This is a genomic window from Halomonas sabkhae (assembly GCF_030409265.1).
Taxonomy (GTDB): domain Bacteria; phylum Pseudomonadota; class Gammaproteobacteria; order Pseudomonadales; family Halomonadaceae; genus Halomonas; species Halomonas halmophila.
In genome coordinates this window covers 270,754-294,301 of sequence record NZ_JAUFPM010000023.1, presented here as the reverse complement: position 1 = coordinate 294,301, position 23,548 = coordinate 270,754, and the positions used below count along the sequence as shown (strand labels likewise).

Here is a 23,548-nt window from a genome sequence, read left to right as displayed (position 1 = left end):
CAGACGAAAGAGGGAAGAGGGATGATGGAGGAGATGTGGGTAGTGGTCGGTGATTCAGCATGACGGGGCCGATGCTCACTAAGCGCTGGCTGGTACTCAGTGACGGGGCGCTGCCGACCGAGGATATCTATCTTCTCGAGTCGGCCGCGCCTGCGTTGCGTGATGAGGGCTTCGATGTAGGGCGCCTGGGCGTGCGTGGTTTGCGTTGGCGGCTGGCTCGCTGGGTGTTGTCGCGGCAGATGGGTGCCAATCTGGTGATCTGTCGCAGCCTGCCGGTGTATGCCCTGCGCTGGCTTGAGCGTCATCGTGATCTGTTCGGCCGGATTGTCTATGTGATTGATGACGATATAGCCGCGGCGGCGGCTGACGATACGCTGCCCGAGGCTTATCGCAAGCGCATGGGGCGGCTTGCGTCGTTGCAGCCGCGATTGCTGGCCCTGGCCGATGTAGTAGTGGCCTCCAGCGAGGCACTGGCGGCGCGTTTCGAGGAGCGGCACCGGGATGTGCGGGTTCTGACTCCGTCACTGATCTCACCCTTGCCCGATTTGCACCACTTCGAGCAGTCGACCTGGTGCCTGGGGTTCCATGGCACACGAGCTCACCTGGCCGACCTGCAGCATATTGCGTCCGCCCTGATACACTTGCACGATGAGCAGTCGGCACTGACCATGGAAGTCATGATGGGTCAGCACACTCCGCCCGAGCTGCGTGGCCTGGAGCGTGTGGCCGCCCCCCAGGCCAAATCCTGGCGGGCCTTTCAGCGCCATCAACAAGCGCAGCGCCTGCAGATTGGTGTAGCTCCCCTGCTCGATACGCCATTCAACCGTGGCAAGTCGTTCATCAAGTTTTTCGACATCACTGCCATGGGCGGTGTTGGTGTCTACAGTCGGCGTTCGCCGTACACCGAGATTGTCGAGGATGGCGAGACGGGGCTGTTGGTCGAAGATTGCCCACAGGCCTGGCTGGAAGCGTTAAGATACCTGGTCGCCAACCCCGAGACGGCGAAGGCCATGGCCGAGAAGGCGGCGCAGGTCGCTCGTGAGCGCGGTGATCCGGCCCATGCGGTGGCCTTCTGGCGTGCTCTGGGTTCCGAGAACTGAGGAAGCGTTTCATGCTCAAGCAGATCACCCGCTTGCCTGTATGGTTGGTGGAGTTGTTTACCGGTGCCAAGTCGTTCGTGGCCAACCCACTGATTGGCAGCCAGCGGTTGAATCGGTGGGGCCTGCATGTCGGCCGGGTGGCACTGGCACATGGTGTCATGCGGCTACGCATGGCTCTGCTGAGCTGGCGAGTGCCGAAGGCGGATCGCCGCCAGTTCATCGAGCAGGGCTATGTGCTAAAGCACAACTACCTGCCGGAGGCCGAGTACCAGGCGCTGGTGGAGGAGGTTCGTCATGGCCCGGGGGAGGTGCGTCAGTGCATCCAGGGCAATGCCCGAACCCGGCGCATGCTGCTGGCACCTGAAGTGCTCGAGAAGATGCCGCATACCCGGGCGCTGATGAAGGATCCGGCATTTCGGCGCTTGATGCGCTTCTGTGCCGGCCACCTGCGAATGCCGATCTGTCATGCCGAGAAGGTAATGAACGGCGTCACGGATGATGCGCCAGATCCGCAGACGAATCTGCACGTGGATACCTTCCAGCCGACCATGAAGTTCTGGCTGTATTTGGAGGATGTCTCGGAGCACAACGGACCCTTCGTCTTTGTACCGGGATCGACATGTCTGACGCGCGATCGCTTGCGTTGGGAATATCAGATGAGTCTGAAGGCGCGGGAGCATGCTGACCGTTACACGGCGCGTGGCTCGTTCCGGGTTGGGCAGGAAGAAGCCGAGACGCTGGGCAAGCAGCCGCCACAGAGTTTCCATGTGCCGGGTAATACGTTGCTGATTGCCAACACCTTCGGCGTGCATGCCCGCGGGCATGCCGAGCCGGGTACATCGCGCCTGGCCTTGTGGGGTATGAGCCGTACGAATCCGTTCAACCCGTTGCCCGGGCTGGGTTTCGAGAGCCTGAACCGCCTGCAGTATCGCGTGCTGCAGCGCATGCGCCAGCGTGATGATGAACGGGCGGCGGCACGCGGCGTCCGCTCATCCTGGCATCGGGTGGAAGGGGAAGAGTTCTGCTGGTCTGCATGAGGCTGGGTTTTGGCTCAGGTTCAGGGTGGATGATTTCGATGAAAGGGTGAGTAGTTGTCTATGAATAAGTTTGTATCGGGTGCCGGCGGGGCGAAGCTGTTTGCCGGGTTGGCGGGGAGCTTGATGTTGGCTGCCGGTGTATTGGCGTCAACCACGGTGGTGGCGGACCAGGGGGCCAGGTATGGCGACCCCTACACGCTGAGCCTGATCGATACGGATGAAGGCTGGGCCTGGGGTGGCCATGCGGGGCAGGCGATTTACGAGACAGTGAAGAGCGGTGAGGCATTTGATCCGTTCGCCTGGCAGTTCAAGGACTACAAGATCGTCAGCACCGGGCTGCAGAAAGAGCTAGTGGATCTCTGGGGATATTCCAAGATCTATGCCGAAGCCAATGTTTCCTATATCTGGGGAAACGAAGAGTACTACGAGGCTTTTCTGACGCCTTCCATCAGCTGGGAACATTTCATGTGGGACGATACGATCGACACCACTGCCTATGTCGGCGTGGGGATGTCCTACACATCAGAAGCGTCGAAGCTGGATGACTCCGGTAAGCGTTGGATGGTATCCATGATCTTTGAGCTGGAGGGGCAACCGGCGGCCTGGGGACCCTGGTCGATCTATGGGCGTCTCCACCATCGCTCGACGGCCGGGATCATCAATGACGGCGACGGTGGCAGTAATATTCCTTCGCTGGGTGTGCGCTACCACTTCGATTGAGCGCTGTCAGGGGAGGGGCAATCCCCTGGTAAAGCATCGTGCCACGTGCCGCGAACGCAAAAGCTACCGGATCCTCCGGTAGCTTTTTTTGTATGTGGCGGCGCAAAACCGCTTGGGAACGTATCGCAGCGCCCTGCTCGGGGATGCTGCTGCCGGCATTGAGTTGATAACGAATGCCTGGAAGGGCGTGATCAGTCCGCGGCCGAGTCGACGCCGCCGTCTTCGGCGACTTCACCTTTTGGAAGATCGGCTTCGGGTTCTTCCGCGACTTCGGCGTTGTAGTCGGAACCTGTACCGCCGTCCTTGACGATGGTCTCATCATCCAGGTTGGCGTTCGTCTCGCCTTCGACTTCCGGGTTATGGTTGGACTGCACGCCGCCGTCCTCGACGATGGCTTGGTCCTGCTGCTCCATGCCGTTTTCATGATGCTCTGCCATGGCGACGGAAGAAGCCAGCAGCAGGGTGCTGGCGATGGCGGCTGTCTTGATGGTCTTATGCATGCTTTACCTCTAACAGGCTGGGAGTTCGTACACCGCAGGGCGGAAAGCTGTACTGCGCCTCTGTTGTGTTGTACATAACCTATACGCCATATTGATAACATGCAAACTATTAGGCTGATCGTTTAAGGCCATCGGCTGCTGGCTGAATTGCGCTGGCTATTGATTGTCTGATGCTTCTGGGCCTAAACCTGCAAGAACTTTTATCAACTGTCGCCATTTTGCCACGCTTCAAGCGCCTTTCGACCTGCTAGGATACGGCTTCATGAGATAGCCACAGAAGAGGGAGAGCAGCCTCATGCGTGTACTTTGCTTGTTGATGGGCGCCTTGATGATGGCCGGGTTGGCGGGCTGTAGTTACCACCCGGCGCGTATCTCGCCGGAACCGGCTGTCGTGATTGATGATGATCGTCACCATGACCGTGATCACCGTCATCGTGATGATCGCCACCATGAGCATGGTCGTGGCGGTGATTTCTGCCCTCCGGGGCAGGCCAAGAAGGGCCGTTGTTGATTCGGCTGACTCAACAGGGTGGCAGATCCACAAACGCCGCGACGATGCTTCATCGTGGCGGCGCTTTGGTTGGGTGAGCAAGACAGCTCATTCACTTCCGGGAGTTGTCCAGTCTTCGAGTCGAATACCCGGGACGCGCTGGAACTCGCTCAGGTTGTTTGTGACGACGACAAGCCCCATCGATCGGGCGTGGCCGGCGATCATCTGGTCATAAGGACCGATAGGCTTGCCGGATCTGGCGAGTTCGGCACGCAGCTGTCCTGTATGAGCTGCTGCATCCCTATCGTATTGCAATACTTCGAGGCGAGCCGCAAAGCTTTCCACGACGTGAAGATTATGGTCGGGGTGCCCGGACTTCTCGGCACCATAGATCAGTTCCATCAATGTGACGGTGCTAATACATAGGCGCTCACGGTGCTGTTGGAACGCTTCGCGTACCTGAGCTGGCTTATTCTTGATGGTGAAAATGCAGATGTTGGTGTCCAGCATGTACTTCAGCATCAGAAAGCATCCCGCTTTTGATCCGCTGGCTGCTCGCGATCGGTCATGTAATCTGCTGTGACACCTTCTTCAGCAAACCAGGCATCCCAAGCGCACCCGGAAGGTGTGATAATGCGTACCTGTCCCACCGCGACAACGTCGACGTGTTTCACGTCATCTGGAAAGGCGACTGCCTTGGGCAGCCGGACAGCTTGTGTTCGGTTGGACTGAAATACGGAACCCTGAGCCATGATCGTCACCTCCTGAGGTATACGCTGCGTATATCCCAGTGTAGCCGGATTTTGGGCGCTACGCAATCTATACGAGAAATACGCCGCCAACCAGCCAGATCTTTGGCCAACTGTCGCCGGCTGCTGCCTGAGAAGTGGGAAGCCTCGCCCGTGGCGCGTCAGCGCTTAGGGCGGGGAGCAGTCACTGCGGATAAGGGGGCACAGTATATCGACACTGCCGTTGGACTGTTCCATGCCATAGTGAGTGGGCCAGAAGCGCGCCTGGAATCGTCTTGTGCGTTAAGCGGATTAGACATTTGTCACTCCAGGTACATAGGTGCGCCGCTCTAGCAAACCAAGCAAACTGGCAACAGTGGACGTCAGAATGAGATAGATGATACCTGCCCAAAGGAAAACCAGGAAGTAATCCAGAGTTCGCGAGCCGATATTGGAGGCGATAGCAGTAATCTCTACCACACCAATGGTGTAAGCGATGGACGTGAATTTGAGTTCTATAATGGCCTCATTCGACCACTGGGGAATGACCCGTCTTAGCGCCTGGGGTAGCATGATATGACGAATTGCCTGCCACTTGCTCATGCCGCAGGCCCTGGCCGCCACAAGCTGGCCTTTGGGGACTGAAAGCACTGAACCGCGAAAGTATTCCGCCTGGTAAGCCGCACTGTTCAAGGTGATGGCAATGACGGCTGCGGTGAAAGCATCAAAAACGATCCCGACATGAGGCAAGCCAAGGTAGATGAAAAACATCTGTACCAGCATCGGCGTACCCCGAAAAAGCTCCACATAGCAGGTACTGATCCAGTAAAGCGGCCGGTTGCCGTAAACCCTTGCCCAGCAGAGTGCCAGGCCGAGGAAGAAACCCAATGTGATGGCTATCACCCAGAGCGCCAGGGCAACAGGCACTCCTTTGAGAAGCTCTGGTAGCCATTCAATGCCAAACTCTATAAATTCTCTCATGGCTTATCCATGCTCCGCGATGACATTGAGAAATGTTTGTGTACGCTCATTGCTGGCAGAGTTGAACAGGATATTCGGAGCGCCTTGCTCCACGATATGACCGTTTTCCATGAAAATGATCTCGTCCGCTGCCTGCCGGGCAAAGCTCATTTCATGGGTCACTACGACCATGGTCATACCCTCGGCAGCCAGCTGTTGCATCACTCTGACGACTTCTCCGGTCAGCTCGGGGTCCAGTGCGGAAGTTGGCTCGTCGAAAAGAAGGACGTCGGGATCCATGGCCAATGCTCTGGCAATCGAAACGCGCTGCTGCTGACCGCCGGAAAGTTCTGCCGGATAGGCATGTGCCTTGTCGCCCAACCCGACTCGTTCAAGCTCACTATGGGCCCGCTGTGTAGCAGTCTGTTTGTCAGTTCCTCCGACCTTTATCTGACAGATCCGAACATTGTCCAGCACCGTCAGGTGTGTAAAAAGGTTGAAGTCCTGAAAAACGAAGCCCATGCGTGACCGCATCGCGTCGATATTCTTGTCCAGTACTTCTTCGCCATTCAGGTAAATACGCCCGGCATCCGGAACGGTCAGGTAATTGATACAGCGAAGCAGGGTGCTTTTTCCTGAGCCAGAGGGGCCAATTAATACCTTGGTCTCACCTTTTTGCAGCCCGAACCCGATACCTTTCAGTACTTCAAGCCCGTCATACGATTTTTTAATGTCTTGTACATCGAGAATTAGATTATCGGCCATCTCTTGACGTTCCTGTTGGTTATTTTTCAAAGCCCGGCACGGAAAGCTTACGCTCGAAGGCATAGAGGAGGCTATTCCCGGTGCGGTTCAGGATGAAGTACAGGAGTGCTACCACGGCGAAAACCGTCAATACGTTGCCTTGTGTACTGGTAATGATGTAATGAGCCTGGCGAGTCAGCTCTACTACGCCGATCACATAGGCCAGCGAGGTTTCTTTTACCTCTGAAGAGAATTCATTGGTCCATGGGCCAATGGCATGCCGTGCTGCTTGTGGAAAGACGATATGTCGGATAGCTTTCATCTTCGACATGCCCATTGCTCGGGCCGCCATCATCTGGCCTGTCGGTACTGACTGGAATGCGCTTCGAAAGATTTGTGATTGGTATGCCGCAGAACGTAGCCCCATGGCCAATATAGCCGCACCAAAAGCCGAGATGTCCAAAACCCCGGATATGCCGTAAAAGAAGATAAACAACATGATGATGATCGGCACACCCCGGAAGATGCGTTCGTATAGCATCAAGGGCCACTGAATAAAGCGCGTTCTAGGGCCATATAGTTGCAAGAGGCAAATTGTCATGCCTATGACAAACCCAATCAATAACAGGGCGGCCAACAGTATGACAGCAACACCGAGCCCCTTCAGCAAGAAGGGAAAGTCTCGCAACAGAACGTCGTAGATATCCATGCCTGCTTCCCTTAAACAACGAACGCCTTCCATCATGGAAGGCGTTCGACGTTAAACGACTTATTCGTTGCCAAGCTCTGGAAGGCCGGCCACGGGTTTTTGGTAGGTATCTACGAAGTCAGGCATATGTCCTGGAACGGTCGGTACCGAAACACCTGGAATATATTCGCTGACAATTTTTTCCCATTCCCCTGAATCATAAATCGCCAGAATCCCCTGGTTAAGCTCCCCTAGAATTTCCTGAGGGTCTCCTTTCGATACAGCCAGGGCGAGAGGTGCCCGAATGTAGATTTTGCCGGCCATCTTCACGGGTTTGCCGGCATTGATATATTCCTGAGCCGAGGTGTCATCGACAATGACAGAGGAAATCCGGCCGACTGCCATATCATCCACTGCCATGACATAGCTATCGTACTTGGCCAGTTCAACATCGACCTCGGAGTCCAGGACATTTTCTTCCATCCAGGCCTGCTGGGAGGAGCCGCCTTGAACCCCTACACGTGCGCCGCAGCACACTGCGTTGAATACGTTGAGATCGGAGTCCTCGGGCACAAGCACAACATCGTTGGTTTCCCACCAGGGGATGGTGAAGTCGATATTCTGGCTGCGCTCTTCTGTAACAGTAAGGCCTGTTGCCAGGATGTCGATCTTTTCGGCGGAAAGTGCCGGAATCAAGGACGGAAAGGGCATGTCCTGGAAGGTTATTTCTATGTCCATTTCATCGGCAATGGCTTCCATGGCATCGATGGCAATCCCCTTGAACTCACCTGATTCTACGTAAGCCCATGGGGGGAAAGAGGCTTCGACCCCCACTGTGTAGCTTTCTTCTTGAGCGGATACTGAAGTTACCATTCCGCTGCTCAGCATGGCTGTGCCCATGATGGCCGCAGGTAAAAGGTTTTTTGCTAATTTCATGATTTTTCTCGCGCTTTTTGATGAGTTTGTTATTTGGCAACTCCAATATGAACCAGGGCTTCCTGGGTTGTCAAAGCCGCTTGACCAATACGCTGAATGTCTTTGAAGCCGCTTCGAGGCTGTCAACTTGAAGGTTCAATGACGTTGTGAAGGCGCTTGCATTCAACTTTATCCGCTCTGGCCGATCGGGGCACGTTGTTTGCTTGGCATCCGGCGACGGGTCCACGACAACACGCCCAGTGGTGGCATGGCGGGCATGGGAATCGGGGGCAGGGTGTCACGCGGCTGACCCGCCGCATTACGTTGTTCATGAGCGAAGCGCGGACGGGGCAGTGAGGCCTGGGTAATCACGCCGCTGATGAAGACGGCGGTTACAGCCACCAGTAGCGGGGTGCTGAGCGGCGCCCAGCCCATCACGACCACGAATAGCGAGGACAACACCGGCACCAGGTAGGTCATGAGGCCCAGCAGGGTCGTCGAGCAGCGTTGCAGTGCGAAGCCCCAGGTCATGAAGGCGATTCCATACGGTCCTATGCCGATCAGCGAGGCCATCAGCCAGTCCCGGGCGGTGCTCTGTTCGGCGGCGGGCTCCAGCAGGAGGTGCAGGCACAGGGCAGTGGCGGCGACTCCTCCAAACAGGCGCTTGTAGTTGGTCGGTCGTGACGGACTGCCCGTCTTCAGGTAGAGCGAGAAGACGATCCAGGATAGCCCGGCCGCCAGTCCGGCCGCATAGGCCAGCGGAGGGGTGGGCACGCTTTCGCTGTCGTTCAGGATCAGCGGTGCAAGCCCCGAGAAGGCTACCAGCGCGCCCAGCAGTGTCTCGATGCGCAAGCCCCGTCCCGCCAGCCGGTCGGCCACCAGCATGAAGCCTACCGGCCAGGTATAGGTCACCAGGGTCACCTTGGCGGGGTCGCCCTCGTCCAGCGCCAGAAAATAGAAGTAGAGGGCGCCGGTGAGCCCGCCAACCCCCATCAGCCAGAATCCGGCACTCTTGTCCGACTCCGGCCGCTGACCCGGCGTGCGCCATCGTTCCAGGCCCAGAGCCACGCCGGCTGCCGCCAGCATGGCGATGGCGGCTGTCAACATGGGCGGTAGTTGGACCAGTGCGCGCAATAGCGGCAGGCTGGCCCAGAGGGTGACGGTCATGAACCCGGCGAGCAGGCCGATACTGGCTGAATGGCGCATGTTTATGTTCCTGATCGATGACGAGTGAATGTTGCTATGGCGTGCATTCTGCGGATGTCATCTGCATCATGGAATCAAAGTCTTATGATAAAGCCATCAGGAAACGTGATGACCATTTCCAGCGTCCAGAGGCCCCTGGATCTCGTCGTGCTCAAGACATTCGTTGGCGTGGTGGACAAGGGGAGTTTCACCAGGGCGGCAGAGCAGTTGCACCTGGCGCAGTCCACCGTCAGTGCGCACCTGAATCGCCTGGAAGCGACCCTGGGATGCCAGCTCTTGCAGCGAGGCCAGAAGACGGCGGTGCCGACGCCGGCCGGGGAACGCCTGCTGATCCATGCACGGCAGATGCTGCGCCAGAATGCGCTGGCCTGGCAGGATGTTCAGGAGCAGCGCCTTGCCGGCGTGGTGCGCCTTGGCATTCCCGACGATTACGTGTTCTACCTACCCGAGGCACTGTCGGCCTTCGAGGCTCGCTTCCCGGGCGTGGAACTGGAGGTGCGCTGTGGCCTGAGTGTCGAGCTGGTGCAGGAGGTCAGTTCGGGGGCGCTCGATCTGGCGATCACCACCCGCCAACCCAATAGCCCGGGCGGCGAAGTCCTGTGTCGCGAACCGATGGTGTGGGCGGGGGCTTCCGGCTACGACACGCATCACCGCTCTCCCTTGCCGCTCGCCGTTTCCCGGGAGGGCGTGTGCATCTTTCGTGAACGAGCGATTGCCGCCCTGGACGCGGCCGGAATTGCCTGGCGGATTGCCTACGCCAGCCCAAGTCTATCGGGGCTCTCTGCCGCGGTTCGGGCGGGGCTGGCCGTGACGGTGCTCACGCCGTCCATGCTGGGGCCGGAGCTGCGCCTGCTGGGGCGTGACGAGGGGCTGCCGGAGCTGCCGTTCTCGGAGATCACCCTGCATCGCAGCCCCGGGCGACCCAGCGAGTCGACACAGCAGCTGGCCCTGCAACTGCAGGCGTACATTCGGGAGCGGCAGGGGGCCAGGGCTTCGAGCCAGTGATTGGATGCCATTGGCCCGGATTGCCGAACAGGGTGGCTGCCGACGCGCATCTCGCCGGCATCGACGTTCTTGACCGATGCTTCCATGGCATTGTTGCCGAGTATGTCGGCACGGAAGCTCCCGTGCGCTCGCCCAGCCAAGGGCAAGGGCTTGATAGTGCGCACGAAGTAAGCTATTCCCCAGGAATGAGCATGATCGGATGGCGCGTGCACCAGACGATGATTCACTGGTAGAGTATATTGGTGGCATACGAGGAGAGTTATGATGGGTACTCCACTGGATCCTATTGTCTCGGAGTTCGAGACGCAGGAACAAGCTGACAGCTATGACCGCTGGTTTCGCGAGCGCATCCAGCAGAGCCTTGATGATCCACGCCCCAACGTTTCCCATGACGAGGCGATGGCTCGTGTCCGGGCCATGATCGAGTCCAGGAAAAGTCGAGATGCTACCGGTTGAGTGGCGTGCTCATGCGCTGGATGCGCTTGAAGAGATCGCCGCTTACGTGAGCGAGCGCAACCCCCACGCCGCCGAGGCACTGGCCAGTGCCATCGAAGAGACTGCCAAGGCACTATCCGAGCATCCCTATCTATACCGCCAGGGACGTGTCCCTGGAACGCGAGAAGCGGTGGTTCATCCTAACTACCTGCTGGTATATCGTATTACGACCGATCACATCGCTATTCTGGATGTGCTCCACGCCCGTCGTGAATATCCCTGACTCAGCTGCTTGATGCCCTCCAGAACGCTGCCTGGGTGCTAGGCAATGTCTGAAAACTGCCTGTGCTCGGCTATACGACGTTGAAAATCTGCTCGCGCGCGAGTCCGATCAAATTGCTCATTTACTCCTTGTAAACTCCGCATTTTCACAGATTTTCGCCTTGTCTAACCTTCGCTCGTCGACTTTTCAGACAGTGCCTAGGCATTGCCTGAAACCTGTCTGCACCCGGTTAGACGATGTTTACAGGTTACTCCGCTCGACCATACGGCGTTGAAATCTTCTCGCGAGCGAGTCCGATCAAAATGCTCATTGACTCTTTGGTGTGCTTCAGGCGCAGGGGTATTCACCGTGCCAGCTCTTCTTCCAGGGCTGCGAGGGTCTGGTCGACCTGGGCTTCGGTGTGCTCGCAGGAGAGGAAGAAGCGCAAACGGGCGCTCTGCTCGGGTACGGCGGGGTGCAGTATCGGCTGGACGTTGATGCCGCGCTCGAACAGGGAGTGCGAGAGGCCGGCGGCGCGGGCCGAGCTGCCGATGATCACCGGGACCACGGCGGCGCCGATGCTTTCCCCCGTGTCCAGCCCCATTTGCCGGGCCTGCTCCAGGAAGTAGCGCGAGATGGCCTGCAGGCGGTGCACGCGCTGAGGCTCCTGGTGCATGAGTTCCAGCGCCTTGAGTGAGGGGCCGGCGACCTGGGCGGGCATGCCCACGCTGTAAAGAAACCCCGGCGCCAGGTGGCGCAGGGTATCCACCAGTGCCTGGCAGCCGGCGATGTAGCCGCCACAGCCGGCCAGTGTCTTGCTCATGGTGCCCATCCAGATATCGACACTGTTGGCGGGCATGTCGAAGTGCTCACGCAGGCCCAGACCATGTTCGCCCAGTACGCCGAAGGAGTGGGCTTCGTCGACCATCAGCCAGCTCTGGTGGCGTTGCTTGATATCGACGAAGCGCGGCAGGTCGGGCAGGTCGCCGTCCATGCTGTAGAGCCCTTCGATGACGATCAGCACGCGCTCGAACTGCGGGCGATGACGGCGCAGCAGGTCGTCCAGGGCGTCGGCGTCGTTATGCGGGAAGCTCATGCGCCGGGCGCCGGAGAGCTGGGCGCCGACCAGGGCGCTGTTGTGGATGTACTCGTCGTGGAGGATCAGGTCGCCAGGGCCGAGCAGGTAGCCCAGTGTCGAGACATTGGTGGCGTGGCCGCTGACGAAGGCCACCGCCGCCTCGACGTCGTAGGCCTCGGCGATGGCGCTTTCCAGCTCGCCGTGGATGGGGCGTTCGCCGGAGACGATGCGGCTGGCCGAGACGGAGCTGCCGTAATGCTGCACGGCGTCGATGGCCGCCTGATTGACGCGCGGGTCGCCGGAGAAGCCCAGGTAGTTGTAACTGGCGAAGTTGATGACTTCTCGGTCGTCGATGCGACTGGTGGCCCCGGCATTGCCCTGGTGGCAACGGAAGAAGGGGTCGACCAGGCCGAGCCGCTTGGCGGCATCGCGCATCAGGGTCAGTTGCTGATAGCCGGGATGGGCATCGAAACGCGTGAAGCGTTCCGAGACGCGCCCCTGGCCGGCCGTGGCGCCCGGTTGTGGCTCGCCGGCGGGGCGCGAGCGCTTGCGGCTGCGCGCCCCGTCGAGGAGCTGGCGCTTGAGGTCATGGCGAGGGCCTTGTTGACTCATCGCGTCGTGGCCTCTTGCGGTTGCGTTTCACCGGAGTCGGCGATGGCATCGGCACCGTGCTGGGCCGCCAGCGAGGCCAATCCGGCCTGGTCGTCGCCGTTCTCGTCGTCTGCGTCGTCGCCGCGCGTCAGGCGCTCGATGAGCACGCCGCTGAGCTTGTCCAGCGTCGAGGCTTCGCTGAGCACCATGACGGGCACGCGTACCCCCAGCCGGGACTCGATGGCGGTCATCAGTTCGACGCCCATCAGGGAGTCGAAGCCCATGTCATAGACGGAGCGGTGAACGTCGATCTTGCTTTCCTCCACCAGCAGGATGCTGGCCAGTTCGGCCTTGAGCAGCTCGGTGACGGTGCCGTGGAGTTCTTCCGGCGAGAGGTCGGCGAGCAGCTGCGCGATGTCCTGGTCGCTGTCGTCCTGGTGGTTCTCGTCGCCGGCGGCGCGGGCTATCTCGCTGAAGCGCGGGCTGTCGGCGGTGGGCAACGAGCGGGCCAGCGCCGGCCAGTCGAGCTCGAGCACGCCGAGGCTGGGCCCCGGTGCGGCGAGCATGCGGCCGAGCACGCTCAGGGCGTCATCGGCGCGCAGGGCCGAGCCGCCGAGGCGCTCCTGGAGCGCATCCCGCGTGCGGGTATTGCGGGCCAGGAAGCCGGCATCCTCGATGGCGCCCCAGCGCACGCAGGTGGCGGGCAGCCCCTGGCCACGGCGGCTGGCGGCCAGGGCTTCGAGCCAGTGGTTGGCCGCCACATAGCTGGCCTGGCCAGGGTTGCCGAACAGGGTGGTCGCCGAGGAATAGAGGACGAAGAAGTCCAGGCCGTCCTGGCGGGTCAGTTCATCGAGCAGGCGCGCGCCCTCGACCTTGGGCGTCAGCACGCGTTCGATCCTGGTGTCGTCGAGGTTGCGGATCAGGCCGTCCTCGATGACCGCGGCGGCGTGAACGATGCCCTTGAGCGGCGGATGCTCGGCCCGGCAGCGCTCCAGCAGGGCGCTGAGAGAGGCGCGGTCGCCCACGTCACAGGCGGCGGCCTCCACCGTCACGCCCATGGCTTCGAGGCGGGCGATGCCGTCGGCGGCTTCCGGAGAGGCGGCGCCGCGACGACCCACCAGGATGAGGTGACGGGCGCCGCGCTCGGCGAGCCATTGCGCGGTGCGCAGCCCGAAGCCACCCAGGCCGCCGGTGACCAGATAGCTGGCATCGGCCTGCAGTGCGGGGGCCTCGAGTGGCGTGACCTGTTCGGCAGAGGCCAGTGGCTGGTCCTGAGTGACCACGACCTTGCCGATCTGGCGGGCCTGCTGCATGTAGCGGAAGGCCTCGACCACCTGCCGGTTGCCGAAGGCGGTGTAGGGCAGCGGGGTGAAGGTGCCGTCCTCGAACAGCGCCATCATTTCGCCGAACAGGGTCTGTGTCAGCTCGGGGCATTCCTTCATCAGCTGGTCGGAGTCGATACCGAAATAGCTGAGGTTATTGCGGAAGGGCCGCAGGCCGATATGGGTGTTTTCGTAGAAGTCGCGCTTGCCGAGCTCGAGGAAACGACCGAAGGGGCGCAGCACGCGCAGGTTCTGGTTGATGGCTTCGCCGGCCAGCGAGTTGAGCACCACGTCCACGCCACGGCCGTCGGTATCGGCGAGGATCTCCTCGGCGAAGGTCAGCGAGCGCGAGTCATACAGCCGCTCGATGCCGCTGAGGCGCAGGAAGTCGCGCTTTTCCTCGGCGCCCACGGTGGTGTGGATCTCGGCACCCAGCCAGCGGGCCACCTGGATGGCGGCGAGGCCGACGCCGCCGGCGGCGCCGTGGATCAGCACGTGCTCGCCGGGAGCCAGGCGCGCCAGGTGCTTCAGCGCGTAGTAGACGGTGAAGAAGGTGGTCGGGATGGTCGCCGCGGCGGCGAAGTCGATGCCGTTGGGCAGCGGCGCGATAGCGTGCTGGCTGGCGATCAGGCGGTCGCTGAAGCTGGCCGGGCCGAAGCCGACCACGGCATCACCGGCGGCCACGCCCTCGACGCCGGGTCCGACGTGCTCGACCACGCCGGAGAACTCGAGGCCCAGGGTTGGGCCGGCGAAGCCGTTCTCGATAGCCTCATCCGAGAGCATGCCTAGGGTGTACATCACATCGCGGAAGTTGAGGCCGGTGGCCTCGACGCGAACCTGGACCTGGCCTTCGCCGGCCTGCTCCAGGCTGGTGGGTTGCCAGCTCAGGTGACGCAGTTGACCGGGCATGGGGAAGCCCAGCGTCATGGCGCCGTGAGGCTGTGCCTTGGTGTTGGTGGCCGTCGGGCTTTCGCCCGGTGCCGGCATGACCCGCAGGCGGGTGGCATAGCGTTTACCCTGGGCATCGATGACCACCTCGGTCTCGGCGTCGCTGCCGATCAGCTCGTCGCTGAGTGCCGTGAAGGCGGCAGTCGGGAGCTCGCCGGCCGGCAGGTCGAGGAGTCGCACCGTATAGCCGTGGGCCTCGTTGGCCAGCGAGCGGCCGAAGCCCCAGAGGGCGGCATCGTCGCTGACCTCGGCTGCGGCGTCGTCGCGCCAGGTGCCGGCCACGTCGCGGGTGATCAGCCACAGGGTGGGCGCCTGGGCGGCGTTTTCCGCAACGGGCTCGAGAATGCCGGGCCAGCGGGCGGCCTGCTGGCAACGCTCCAGACCGCCATTGCGCAGGTCGATGATGCGGCTGGCGCGATGGGCGTCCTCGGCATCGCCGATCATGGCGTAATGGTCCTGACGCTCCAGGGCGGCGGCGAGCTCCTCGGCCAGGCTGGTATCCCCTTCATCGGCGACCAGCAGGAAGTCGCTGGAGGCCTCGGCGGTGGATTCGCGATCCGGCACGCCGTTGCCGGCCTGATGTGCCTCGGGCAGGCGGGCGTGGATCAGGTAGGCACCGGCGTCGTCCTCCAGCGGCAGTGGCTGAATATCGACGGCGCCGAGCTGGGACAGCCAGGCGCTGACATCCTCGAGCTCGCAGGCCGTGGGCCGGTTCGAGGTGTCGTCCAGGCCGGGCGTGGCCAGCAGGGTGTCGATCCAGGCCGAGGGGGCGACTCCCAGCAGCAGGACACTGGCACCGGGGGCCAGGCGCTGCGGCAGGGCATCGACCAGGCGGCGGCTGAGCTCGGGGTTGGTGACGTCCAGCGACACCAGGGCGAGCTGGGCCCGGGCCGAGGCCGTATCGTGATCGGCCGATTCGAGTGAGGCGACGTCGATCAACGGCTGGCGCTCGCGCAGTTGTTCGGCGTGCTGCCAGGCGAGTTCGCCGGCGGTGAGCAGGCGGTAGTCGCAGAGGTCCGGGTCGAGCAATCGGGTCAGACGCTCGCCCAGGGCCGGGGCACTGACGCCGGCTTCGAGCAGTGACAGGCGCTGGCCCTCGGGCAGTTCGGCCAGGGTCTCGCCGAGTGCCTTGCCGAGCGACGCGGCGAGTGCCTGCCAGCCGTGGTGGCCGATGAGTTGCCGATTGAGGCGTGTCAGGCGGTCACGGTCGAGGCCGATGTCCTCGGCACAGCGGTGTCCGGCCAGCAGCTCGCGCAGGTTGAGGCCGAAGCGGCCCAGGCGATGGATCGGGCCGATGTGGCCGGGATAGTCCTGCGCCAGCAGCCGCCAGATGGTGACGGCATCGACGTCGTCATCCGTGGCCAGCTGTGCCCAGCCGTGCTCGTGGCGCTCCAGGCGGCCGGCGTCGACGAGCAGGTGCAACAGCTGGTCGAGCAGGGGTTGTGTCTGGGGCTGGGCGGCGACCATGGCCTGGTAATGGGACTGGCTGAGTTCGCCATCGACCAGTTCGGGCGCCAGGGCCTCGGCGGCGAAGGCTTCCGCCAGACGGTCGAGCAGCGGGGCCAGCTCGCTGGCGTAGCGCTGTCCGGTGGCGGCGGCATAGCCGTCGACCAGCTCGGGCATGGCGGCAACCAGCGAACTGAGGTCGGCCGGCTGCTGCTGGCTCGGGTGCGGTGCCGGGGTCAGGCAGACGTCCAGGTGGCTCAGGCTCTGCTCGGCGTTGCTGGTCAGGCGTACGGCCTTGAAGCGGGTCTCGCTGACCACGGCCACGGCGCGGCCCTGGGCGTCGAACAGTTCGAAATCGGCGGTAAAGGAGTAGGGCGCGCGCTTGAGCAGGCGGGCCCGGGCCACGACCGGGCGTCCGGCGTCCGGCGACCACTGGATGCGGCCGACCCGAATCGGCACGAAGGCCAGCCCCTGGCGCTCGAATGCCTGGCCCTGACGCGCGCTCTGGCGCGCCAGCAGCGGCAGGAACAGCTGGAAGGCGCTGTCCAGGATGCCGGGATGCAGGTGCTGTGCCTCGAGTTGCTCCTCGATGACCGGCGTGGGGTTGATGCGACCCAGCACTTCCTCGTCCTCGATCCAGGCGCGGTCGATGGCCTGGAAGGCCGGGCCATAGTCGAGGCCCAGTCGGCTGGCCATGGCCAGGTGGTCGTCGAGGATCAGGTCCGGCTCGCGTTGTGGCAGGCCGGGAGCCGTGCGCTCGAGCAGCAGGCCCTTGCTCTGTTTCATGATGCGGGCGGTGGCATGCAGCTGCCACTCCTCGCCCGTGGCCGGTTCGCGGGAGTGCACGCTGATGCGGCCGTCTTCCGGTGCAATGGCCAGGCGGCTGAGTCGGCCGTGCTGGCCGTCGAGCATCATTGGGGCCTGGATCTCGAGTTCCTCGATATCCAGCGGGCGGGCGTCGCGCCAGCGGGCGGCGGCGGCCAGGGCCAGTTCGATGAAGCCGGCGCCGGGGAAGATGGCGGCATTGCCGACCACATGGTCGGCCAGCCAGGGACGGCGGCCGGTATCCAGCTGGCTTTCCCAGGTCAGGGTGTGCTGTGCCAGCCGATAGCCCAGCAAGGGGTGTTCGTAATGGCGGTTGAGCAGGTTCAGCCCGTCCGAGGTGCTGGGCATCCAGTAGGACTGATGCTGCCAGGGGTAGCGCGGCAGTTCCACCAGCTGGCCGGTCACCGGGAACCAGTGATCGGTGTCGGTGGCCAGGCCCGAGAGGAGCGTCTGGCCGATGGTGCGGTCGATGCACAACGGCCCGGCGAGGTCACGCTCCAGGGTGCCGATGACCTGACCGTCGAGTTCGGCGTCGCGCAGTGCTTCGCTGAGATAGCGCTTGAGGATCGGGTGGGCGCCGATCTCGATCAGCACATTGGTGCCATCATCGGTGAGCGCACGGGCGGCATCGGCGAAGCGTACCGGCTCGCGAATGTTGCGCCACCAGTAGGCGGCGTCCAGTTGCTCGCCGTCCAGCTCCTGGCCGGTGACGGTGGAGATGTAGGGAATGCGCGAGCGATGCGGGGTCAGGCCCTTGAGCGAGGCGATGAGGTCATCGCGGATGGGATCCATGGCCGGGCTGTGGAAGGCATAGTCCAGCCCCAGACGCTTGGCGAAATGCCGCTGACCATGCAGCTCGGCCTCGATACGCTCGAGTGCTTCGGCAGGACCGGCGAGCGTGACACCCTTGGTGCTGTTGATGCCGGCCAGGTGGATATCCTGATGGGCCGGCTGTTCCAGGTACTCGGCGATCGCTTCGGCCCCCAGGCCGACGGCGGTCATCTCGCCCTGGCCACGGGTCAGCCCCTGGAAGTGGCTGCGCAGATGGATGACGCGCACGGCATCAGCCAGTGACAGGGCGCCGCAGGCCCAGGCGGCGGCGACTTCGCCGACGCTGTGCCCGGTGACGGACACCGGTTCGATGCCCTGGGCGGCGAGCATGCGCGTGATACCGACCTGCACGGCAAAGAGGGCCGGCTGGGCGATTTCGGTGCGTTCGAAGCGCTCGGTGCCGTTGTCGCCATCCAGCTCGGCGCGCAGCGAGAAGTCCGCATGCCGCTGGAAGAGGGCATCGACTTCATCGATGGCGGCGGCAAAGACCTTGGATTCATGCAGCAGGTCGCGGCCCATGGTTTCCCACTGGCAGCCATTGCCGTCGTAGACGAAGGCCGGGCCCTGGGCGCTGGCGAGCCGCTGGCCACGAATCACCGGGTGTTCGATCTCCAGGCCGCGGCTGTCGGTGTCGCGCCCTTCGGCAAAGGCCGCGAGGCGCTCGGCGGCTTCCTGCTTGTCGTCTGCCAGCAGCAGGGCGCCATCGGTATGGTGCTCGCGGCGGCGATAGAGGCTATCGGCGATGTCGTAGAGGCGGCTGTCGGTGTGACGCAGCCAGTCGGCCAGCTCGCCGGCCATGGCGCGCAGAGCCGGTTCGCCCCGCGCGGAGAGGCGCAAGGGCAGTGCTTGCTCCGGCACCACGGGCGACGGCTCCGGCCGTGCCGGGGCGCTCTCGAGGATGACATGAGCATTGGCGCCGCCGAAGCCGAAGGAGTTGACGCCGATGACCAGGCGCCCTTCGGGCTTCAGCTTGCGTGCCTGGGTGACGATTTCCAGGTTCCAGTCATCGAAGCGAATCTTCGGGTTGGGGCGCCGAATGCCGATGGTGGCCGGGACTTCGCGATGACGCAGGCTGTAGAGCGCCTTGGCCAGGCCGGCCACGCCCGAGGCGGTTTCCAGGTGGCCCAGGTTGCTCTTGACGGAGCCGATGGGCAAAGGCGTGCGGCGGTGCCGGGCCAGGGCATCGCCGATGGCGTGTGTCTCGATGGGGTCGCCGACGGCGGTGCCGGTGCCATGCGCTTCCAGGTAGTCGATCTCGTCGGGGCTGATACCGGCGCGCTCGTAGACCTGACGCATCAGCTGGGTCTGGGCGTCCGGGTTGGGGACGGTCAGGCCCTGCTTGTGGCCGTCGGTGTTGACGGTCGAGCCGGCGACCACGCCCAGGATGTTGTCGCCGTCTTCCACGGCCTGGTCGTAGTCCTTGAGCATGAAGAGGCCGGCGCCTTCCGAGCGCACATAACCATCGCCATCGGCATCGAAGACGCGGCAGCGGCCGTTGGGCGAGAGCATGCTGGCCTTGGAGAAGATGATGAAGCCGTAGGGATGCAGGTGCAGGCTGATGCCGCCGGCCAGGGCCATGCTGGTCTCGCCGCTGCGAATGGCCTGGCAGGCCTGGTGGAAGGCCACCATGGACGACGAGCAGGCGGTGTCCACCGACATGCTCGGCCCGTGCAGGTCGAACAGGTAGGAGAGCCGGTTCGAGGCGATGCTGGAGGTGTTGCCGGTGGCGGTGGAGGCATCGATGGCCCCCATGTCGCCGGTATAGCGATACGAATAATCGAGCGCTGCGACACCCAGGAAAACACCGCACTGGCTGCCGCGCAGCCGAGAGGGGGCAATGCCGGCGCTTTCCATGGTTTCCCAGGTCAGTTCCAGCAGCATGCGTTGCTGCGGGTCCATGTTGGCCGCTTCACGCGGCGAGATGCCGAAGAAGTCGGCATCGAAGCCACTGATATCGCCCAGACTGCCGGCCGCGAAGGTCACGCTGGTGCCGGGGTTGCGCTTGTCAGGGTGCTGGAAGGCTTCATGACTCCAGCGGTCAGGGGCGACCTGGGTAACCAGGTCCTTCTCGTCCCTCAGGTCCTGCCAGAAGCCTTCCGGGGTGGTTCCCGGCATCCGGTGGGCAACACCGATGATGGCCACGCGTCTTGTCATGCTCGCTCCCGATGCTTCTGGTTGCAGTCGTCATCGGCGCCTTGTGCCTGATCGATGACGGCCTGCCATATCCGTAGACTCAATTGCTCGGCGCCCAGCGACTCGCTCGTCTGGGCCCTGTTACGGCGGCCGCGACTCGACCATAGCCAATAGGGCGTGTCGCCGTCGGGCTCGCCATGATGTTCATACGCGTTCGGCATGATCGGTACATGGTCACCATACCAGCACAGTAGGCCTTGTCTGGTGCTGGTTGCCAATTGTTGTCGCAGGCGCCCTGCCATGCGGTCGGCATTCTGCAGGTGCGCCAGGTAGCTGGCCAGCTCTCCGTCATCGTCCGGCAGCGGCGGGGCGCCTGGGGCCAGCGAGTCCCGGGACTGGTCAGCCGCCCACTGGTCCAGCTGCAAGGGGCCGTGGTTCTCCATGCTGATCACGAACACGAATAACGGCTTATTATCCGTATCAACGAGCAGACTGCCAACCTTATCGGCCACCGCGAGGTCGCCGATGTACTGACCGCAGTAGTCCGACCGTTCGAAGGACTGGATATCGATGAATTCATCGAAGCCGAGATGTGGCATGACGCGGTCGCGCTGGTAGAAGCTGGCGGCGTAGGGGTGAACGCAGACGGTGCGATAGCCGAGTCGCTTGAGTTCGGCGGCCAGGCTGGGTACCGGACGCTCGGCCAGCTGGTGGTAGGGATTGAAGCGGTGGATGCCCAGGCTCTGCTGGTCGAGGCCGGTCAGCACAGCGGCCTCGGTGCGCACGGTATTGGCGCCCCAGGCCGGCACTCGTAAGCGGCCTTGCAGCATGGCTTCATCGCGCAGTGCATCCAGGTTCGGCAACAGGTCGTCGCGGAGCTGGCCATGCCAGGGGCGCGGGTCGAAGAAGGATTCGCTCTGCACCACCACCAGGTGGGGCAGAGATGGCTGGTCCTTCAGGGTCTCCGGCGCGGGGGCATAGGGCGAGGCGAGCTCGCCGAGCGGCCGGCGCATCAGCAGGCCATAGGCCCAGAGGGCGCTGAACAGGCCGAGCCGATGGGTATCCTGCGCCGGGTCGAGGCTGCACGCCGGCAGGCGACGCAGGCTGAGCCGCAGTAGCAGGATCGAGGCCACGATGATCAGCGCGCTGCGCGACAGGAAGACCTCCCCGCCATACCGGGCCAGCAGTGAGGGCTCGATCAGCAGAAAACCGATGATGGCCGCCAGGCCGGCCAGGGTCGCACCAATCGCCAGGCCGATGCCGAAGAAGGGCACATAGAGGCGTGGATGGCGAATGGCGTCGAGAAAGTATTCGAAGTCCTGACAGATAAAGGGTTCGCGCAGGGTCCTGGATTTGGCATTGCTCGATTGCACTACCACCAGCTGCAACGCCACGAACAGCATCAGGGCGAACCAGGGGCGCTGCAGGATCAGTACCAGACCGCCGAAGGCCAGGCTCCAGGTGCCGACATGCACCGCCAGGGTCGAGGCCGGGCGCTGCCAGGCCGGCGATGGCGCGGGGCGCAGCAGAGACTCGGCGAACAGGCTGGCGATCAGTCCCAGCCCCCAGGGCCAGAGCAGGGCCAGCGTCATGTCGATCTCCCGTAGCCCATGAGGCGAAGTACCGGTTGCGCCAGGCCGGCGGGCATCACGCCGAGGCACCAGCAGCCCAGGTTGAGGGGAAAGGGAAAGCTGACCCGCGCCTTGTTGTGCTCGATGCCACGGGCAATGCGCCGTGCCGCGGAGTCGGCATCAATCTGCCAGGGCTTGGGGCCGGGCATGTCGTGACACATCCGCGAGCTGACATACCCCGGCATGACGACGGTGACGCCGACCCCGCGTGGTGCCAGCCAGCCGCGCAGGGCTTCGCCATAGGCCTTGATGCCGGCCTTGCTGGCGCTGTAGCTGGGCGTCAGCGGCAGGCCATGCCAGGCGGCCAGCGAGCTGAGGAAGACCAGCTGACCATGTCCGCGTTCGACCATGCGTGGTGCCAGGTGGCGGGCCATGGCCATGGGAGTGCGCAGGTTGATGTCGAGCAGCCGGCTGGTGGCCTGCCAGTCTTCCATTTCCGCGCCGTTTTCGGCGTGGATGTTCTGGCCGGCATTGGCGATCACCACGTCGGGCAGTGCCAGCTGGCCCAGCCACGCCTCGAGTGCCGTATCATCCGTCAGGTCGACCCGGCTCAGTTCGACCTCCGCGCCGGCATCACGACATGCCTGAGCCAGTGCCTCGAGGGGCTCGGCACGCCGGCCATGCAGGACCAGGCGAACCCCGGGGGCGGCATAGTGACGGGCCAGGGCGCCGCCGATGGCGCCGGTGGCCCCGGTGATCAGCAGACTGTGTGCCGTCATAGCAGGGCCTCGAGGGGCGAGGTGGGTTCTTCCAGGCGAGTGGCCACGTTGTCGATGGCCAGCTGAATGCCGGTGTCACAGTAGTAGCCGCCATTGAGCTGGACGGTGTGCATGATGGTGCGATGAAAGCAGCGGAAGAGTTCGTCGTCCGGGGCCTGTGCGTCTCGCCAGAAGTCGTCCAGTCCACCCTCGAAGGTCAGGCCATCCAGGCGGTAGATGGGCTGGCTGAGCGCGATGGTCGGGCAACGGTGTTCCAGGGCGACGATGCCCGAGGTGCTGTTGACCGTCACGGTGCCTGCAGCGGCATCCAGCAAACGGTTGAGGTCGCCGGATTCGAGGTAGACCGTGCGCCCTTCGATGTCGAAGCGCTTCTCCAGGCGCTTGATCAGGCCGGCGTAGTCGATCAGACCCATGTCCAACGGATGGTTCTTGATGCACAGCAGGCTGTCCGAGGGGGCCTGCCGGGCGAAGGAAGCCATGATGTGCTCGATGACCTCGATCATGTCGCCGAAGTCCGAATGATTGCGGATCTGGGCATCGCCATTGAGTTGCAGGGGCAGCACGTAGTAGGGCCGATTGCCGGCGACCAGTGCCTCGATGCGCTCGGTATCCCGGGGCTTCCACCAGCGCAGCTGGGTGAAGCGCTTGATATAGCCGGCGTACTCCACCGGCGCGGTGACGGGCGCATGGGTGCGATAGCGCGGGAACATTGCCGGGTTGCCGAGGCCGGCCAGGTGGTAGAGGACATCATGGCGGGCTCGGCGCTTGAACGACGAACGGAAGCGCTTGGGTCTTGCAGGCTGTGGCAGTCGACTGCCGACCTCGCGATACCAGTCGGCATCCTGCGGCAGCAGCGAATAGCCGTTGACGCCTTCACGCTCCAGGGTGATCCAGAAGGGGCGGAAATAGCCTTCCTCGAGCACATGGTTGCGGATGCCCTGCTTGCGGGCCTCCTCGATGGCGATCAGGTGCATGGGGCGCTGGTCGCCGAACAGGATCTGGTCGGTGGTGCCGTGCCGCTGCCAGAGCTCTCTGAGGAATGCGGGCAGATCTTCCAGCTTGCCGCGGAAGTTGTGGCCGGGGCCGGCGCTCTTGCACCAGTAGGCCATGTCACCTGCGGCGAAGTTGACCTTGGCGACATGATGACCATCGGCGCTCAGCTTCCTGCCCAGGCGCGGGAAGAATGGCGAGCAGACACCCTGAAGGAACAAGAAAGAACGTTTCGGCGAATTCA

General features: G+C 63.0%; 20 protein-coding genes. 6 read left to right on the top strand and 14 right to left on the bottom strand.

The window, feature by feature from the left end:
* Positions 1 to 71: 71 nt before the first annotated feature.
* Genes QWY79_RS15150 through QWY79_RS15140 form a run of 3 tightly spaced genes read left to right on the top strand, consistent with a single transcriptional unit; the run spans position 72 to position 2,857 of the window.
* A complete protein-coding gene (locus QWY79_RS15150; protein ID WP_290274603.1) occupies positions 72 to 1,100 on the top strand; it encodes a glycosyltransferase family protein in 1,029 nt (342 codons plus the stop codon).
* Between the two features lie 11 nt (positions 1,101 to 1,111).
* Positions 1,112 to 2,137, top strand: a complete 1,026-nt coding sequence (locus QWY79_RS15145) for a phytanoyl-CoA dioxygenase family protein (protein ID WP_290274600.1) — start codon at positions 1,112 to 1,114, stop codon at positions 2,135 to 2,137.
* Positions 2,138 to 2,197: 60 nt separating this feature from the next.
* A complete protein-coding gene (locus QWY79_RS15140; protein WP_290274597.1) occupies positions 2,198 to 2,857 on the top strand; it encodes a hypothetical protein in 660 nt (219 codons plus the stop codon).
* Positions 2,858 to 3,048: 191 nt separating this feature from the next.
* Here the strand turns inward: QWY79_RS15140 and QWY79_RS15135 are convergent, their stop codons facing one another.
* The 9 genes from QWY79_RS15135 to QWY79_RS15095 form a co-directional block, all read right to left on the bottom strand.
* Complete coding sequence (locus tag QWY79_RS15135; RefSeq protein WP_290274594.1) at positions 3,049 to 3,357, bottom strand: hypothetical protein; 309 nt, start codon at positions 3,355 to 3,357, stop codon at positions 3,049 to 3,051.
* A 247-nt stretch (positions 3,358 to 3,604) separates the two neighbouring features.
* Positions 3,605 to 3,949, bottom strand: coding sequence for a hypothetical protein (locus QWY79_RS15130; protein WP_290274591.1), 345 nt, complete (start codon positions 3,947 to 3,949; stop codon positions 3,605 to 3,607).
* A 6-nt stretch (positions 3,950 to 3,955) separates the two neighbouring features.
* A complete protein-coding gene (vapC, locus tag QWY79_RS15125; protein ID WP_290274589.1) occupies positions 3,956 to 4,369 on the bottom strand; it encodes a type II toxin-antitoxin system tRNA(fMet)-specific endonuclease VapC in 414 nt (137 codons plus the stop codon).
* A complete protein-coding gene (vapB, locus tag QWY79_RS15120) occupies positions 4,369 to 4,599 on the bottom strand; it encodes a type II toxin-antitoxin system VapB family antitoxin (protein ID WP_290274586.1) in 231 nt (76 codons plus the stop codon). The genes vapC and vapB overlap by 1 nt, the downstream gene beginning before the upstream one ends.
* A 288-nt stretch (positions 4,600 to 4,887) precedes the next feature.
* Entirely contained in the window at positions 4,888 to 5,556 is a 669-nt protein-coding gene (locus QWY79_RS15115) for an amino acid ABC transporter permease (protein WP_290274583.1), read from the bottom strand.
* A gap of 3 nt (positions 5,557 to 5,559) precedes the next feature.
* A complete protein-coding gene (locus QWY79_RS15110; RefSeq protein ID WP_290274580.1) occupies positions 5,560 to 6,300 on the bottom strand; it encodes an amino acid ABC transporter ATP-binding protein in 741 nt (246 codons plus the stop codon).
* Between the two features lie 19 nt (positions 6,301 to 6,319).
* Positions 6,320 to 6,988, bottom strand: coding sequence for an amino acid ABC transporter permease (locus tag QWY79_RS15105; protein WP_290274577.1), 669 nt, complete (start codon positions 6,986 to 6,988; stop codon positions 6,320 to 6,322).
* Positions 6,989 to 7,048: 60 nt separating this feature from the next.
* Positions 7,049 to 7,903, bottom strand: a complete 855-nt coding sequence (locus QWY79_RS15100; protein WP_290274574.1) for an ABC transporter substrate-binding protein — start codon at positions 7,901 to 7,903, stop codon at positions 7,049 to 7,051.
* 168 nt (positions 7,904 to 8,071) lie between these two features.
* A complete protein-coding gene (locus tag QWY79_RS15095; RefSeq protein ID WP_290274571.1) occupies positions 8,072 to 9,088 on the bottom strand; it encodes a DMT family transporter in 1,017 nt (338 codons plus the stop codon).
* A 108-nt stretch (positions 9,089 to 9,196) separates the two neighbouring features.
* Between QWY79_RS15095 and QWY79_RS15090 the strand changes: the two genes are divergently transcribed.
* From QWY79_RS15090 to QWY79_RS15080, 3 genes are all read left to right on the top strand, one after another.
* Positions 9,197 to 10,093, top strand: a complete 897-nt coding sequence (locus QWY79_RS15090; protein ID WP_290274568.1) for a LysR substrate-binding domain-containing protein — start codon at positions 9,197 to 9,199, stop codon at positions 10,091 to 10,093.
* Positions 10,094 to 10,354: 261 nt separating this feature from the next.
* Positions 10,355 to 10,549: a type II toxin-antitoxin system RelB family antitoxin gene (gene relB / locus QWY79_RS15085; RefSeq protein ID WP_290274565.1), complete on the top strand. Its 195-nt coding sequence runs from the start codon at positions 10,355 to 10,357 to the stop codon at positions 10,547 to 10,549.
* Complete coding sequence (locus QWY79_RS15080; protein WP_290274562.1) at positions 10,536 to 10,811, top strand: type II toxin-antitoxin system RelE/ParE family toxin; 276 nt, start codon at positions 10,536 to 10,538, stop codon at positions 10,809 to 10,811. Before relB ends, QWY79_RS15080 begins: the two co-directional genes overlap by 14 nt.
* Positions 10,812 to 11,154: 343 nt before the next feature.
* On the opposite strand, the gene QWY79_RS15075 is transcribed toward QWY79_RS15080, so the two are convergent.
* From QWY79_RS15075 to QWY79_RS15055, 5 genes are read right to left on the bottom strand one after another with little or no spacing between them, the layout of a single operon-like run.
* Entirely contained in the window at positions 11,155 to 12,480 is a 1,326-nt protein-coding gene (locus QWY79_RS15075; RefSeq protein WP_290274559.1) for an aminotransferase class I/II-fold pyridoxal phosphate-dependent enzyme, read from the bottom strand.
* The gene (locus QWY79_RS15070) at positions 12,477 to 19,985 is read right to left on the bottom strand and encodes a type I polyketide synthase (protein WP_290274556.1); all 7,509 of its coding nucleotides are present in this window, start codon (positions 19,983 to 19,985) and stop codon (positions 12,477 to 12,479) included. The genes QWY79_RS15075 and QWY79_RS15070 overlap by 4 nt, the downstream gene beginning before the upstream one ends.
* Positions 19,982 to 21,556, bottom strand: coding sequence for an LTA synthase family protein (locus QWY79_RS15065; protein WP_290274554.1), 1,575 nt, complete (start codon positions 21,554 to 21,556; stop codon positions 19,982 to 19,984). The genes QWY79_RS15070 and QWY79_RS15065 overlap by 4 nt, the downstream gene beginning before the upstream one ends.
* The gene (locus QWY79_RS15060; RefSeq protein ID WP_290274550.1) at positions 21,553 to 22,314 is read right to left on the bottom strand and encodes an SDR family NAD(P)-dependent oxidoreductase; all 762 of its coding nucleotides are present in this window, start codon (positions 22,312 to 22,314) and stop codon (positions 21,553 to 21,555) included. Before QWY79_RS15060 ends, QWY79_RS15065 begins: the two co-directional genes overlap by 4 nt.
* Complete coding sequence (locus tag QWY79_RS15055; protein ID WP_290274548.1) at positions 22,311 to 23,525, bottom strand: capsule polysaccharide biogenesis protein; 1,215 nt, start codon at positions 23,523 to 23,525, stop codon at positions 22,311 to 22,313. The genes QWY79_RS15060 and QWY79_RS15055 overlap by 4 nt, the downstream gene beginning before the upstream one ends.
* Positions 23,526 to 23,548 lie beyond the last annotated feature (23 nt).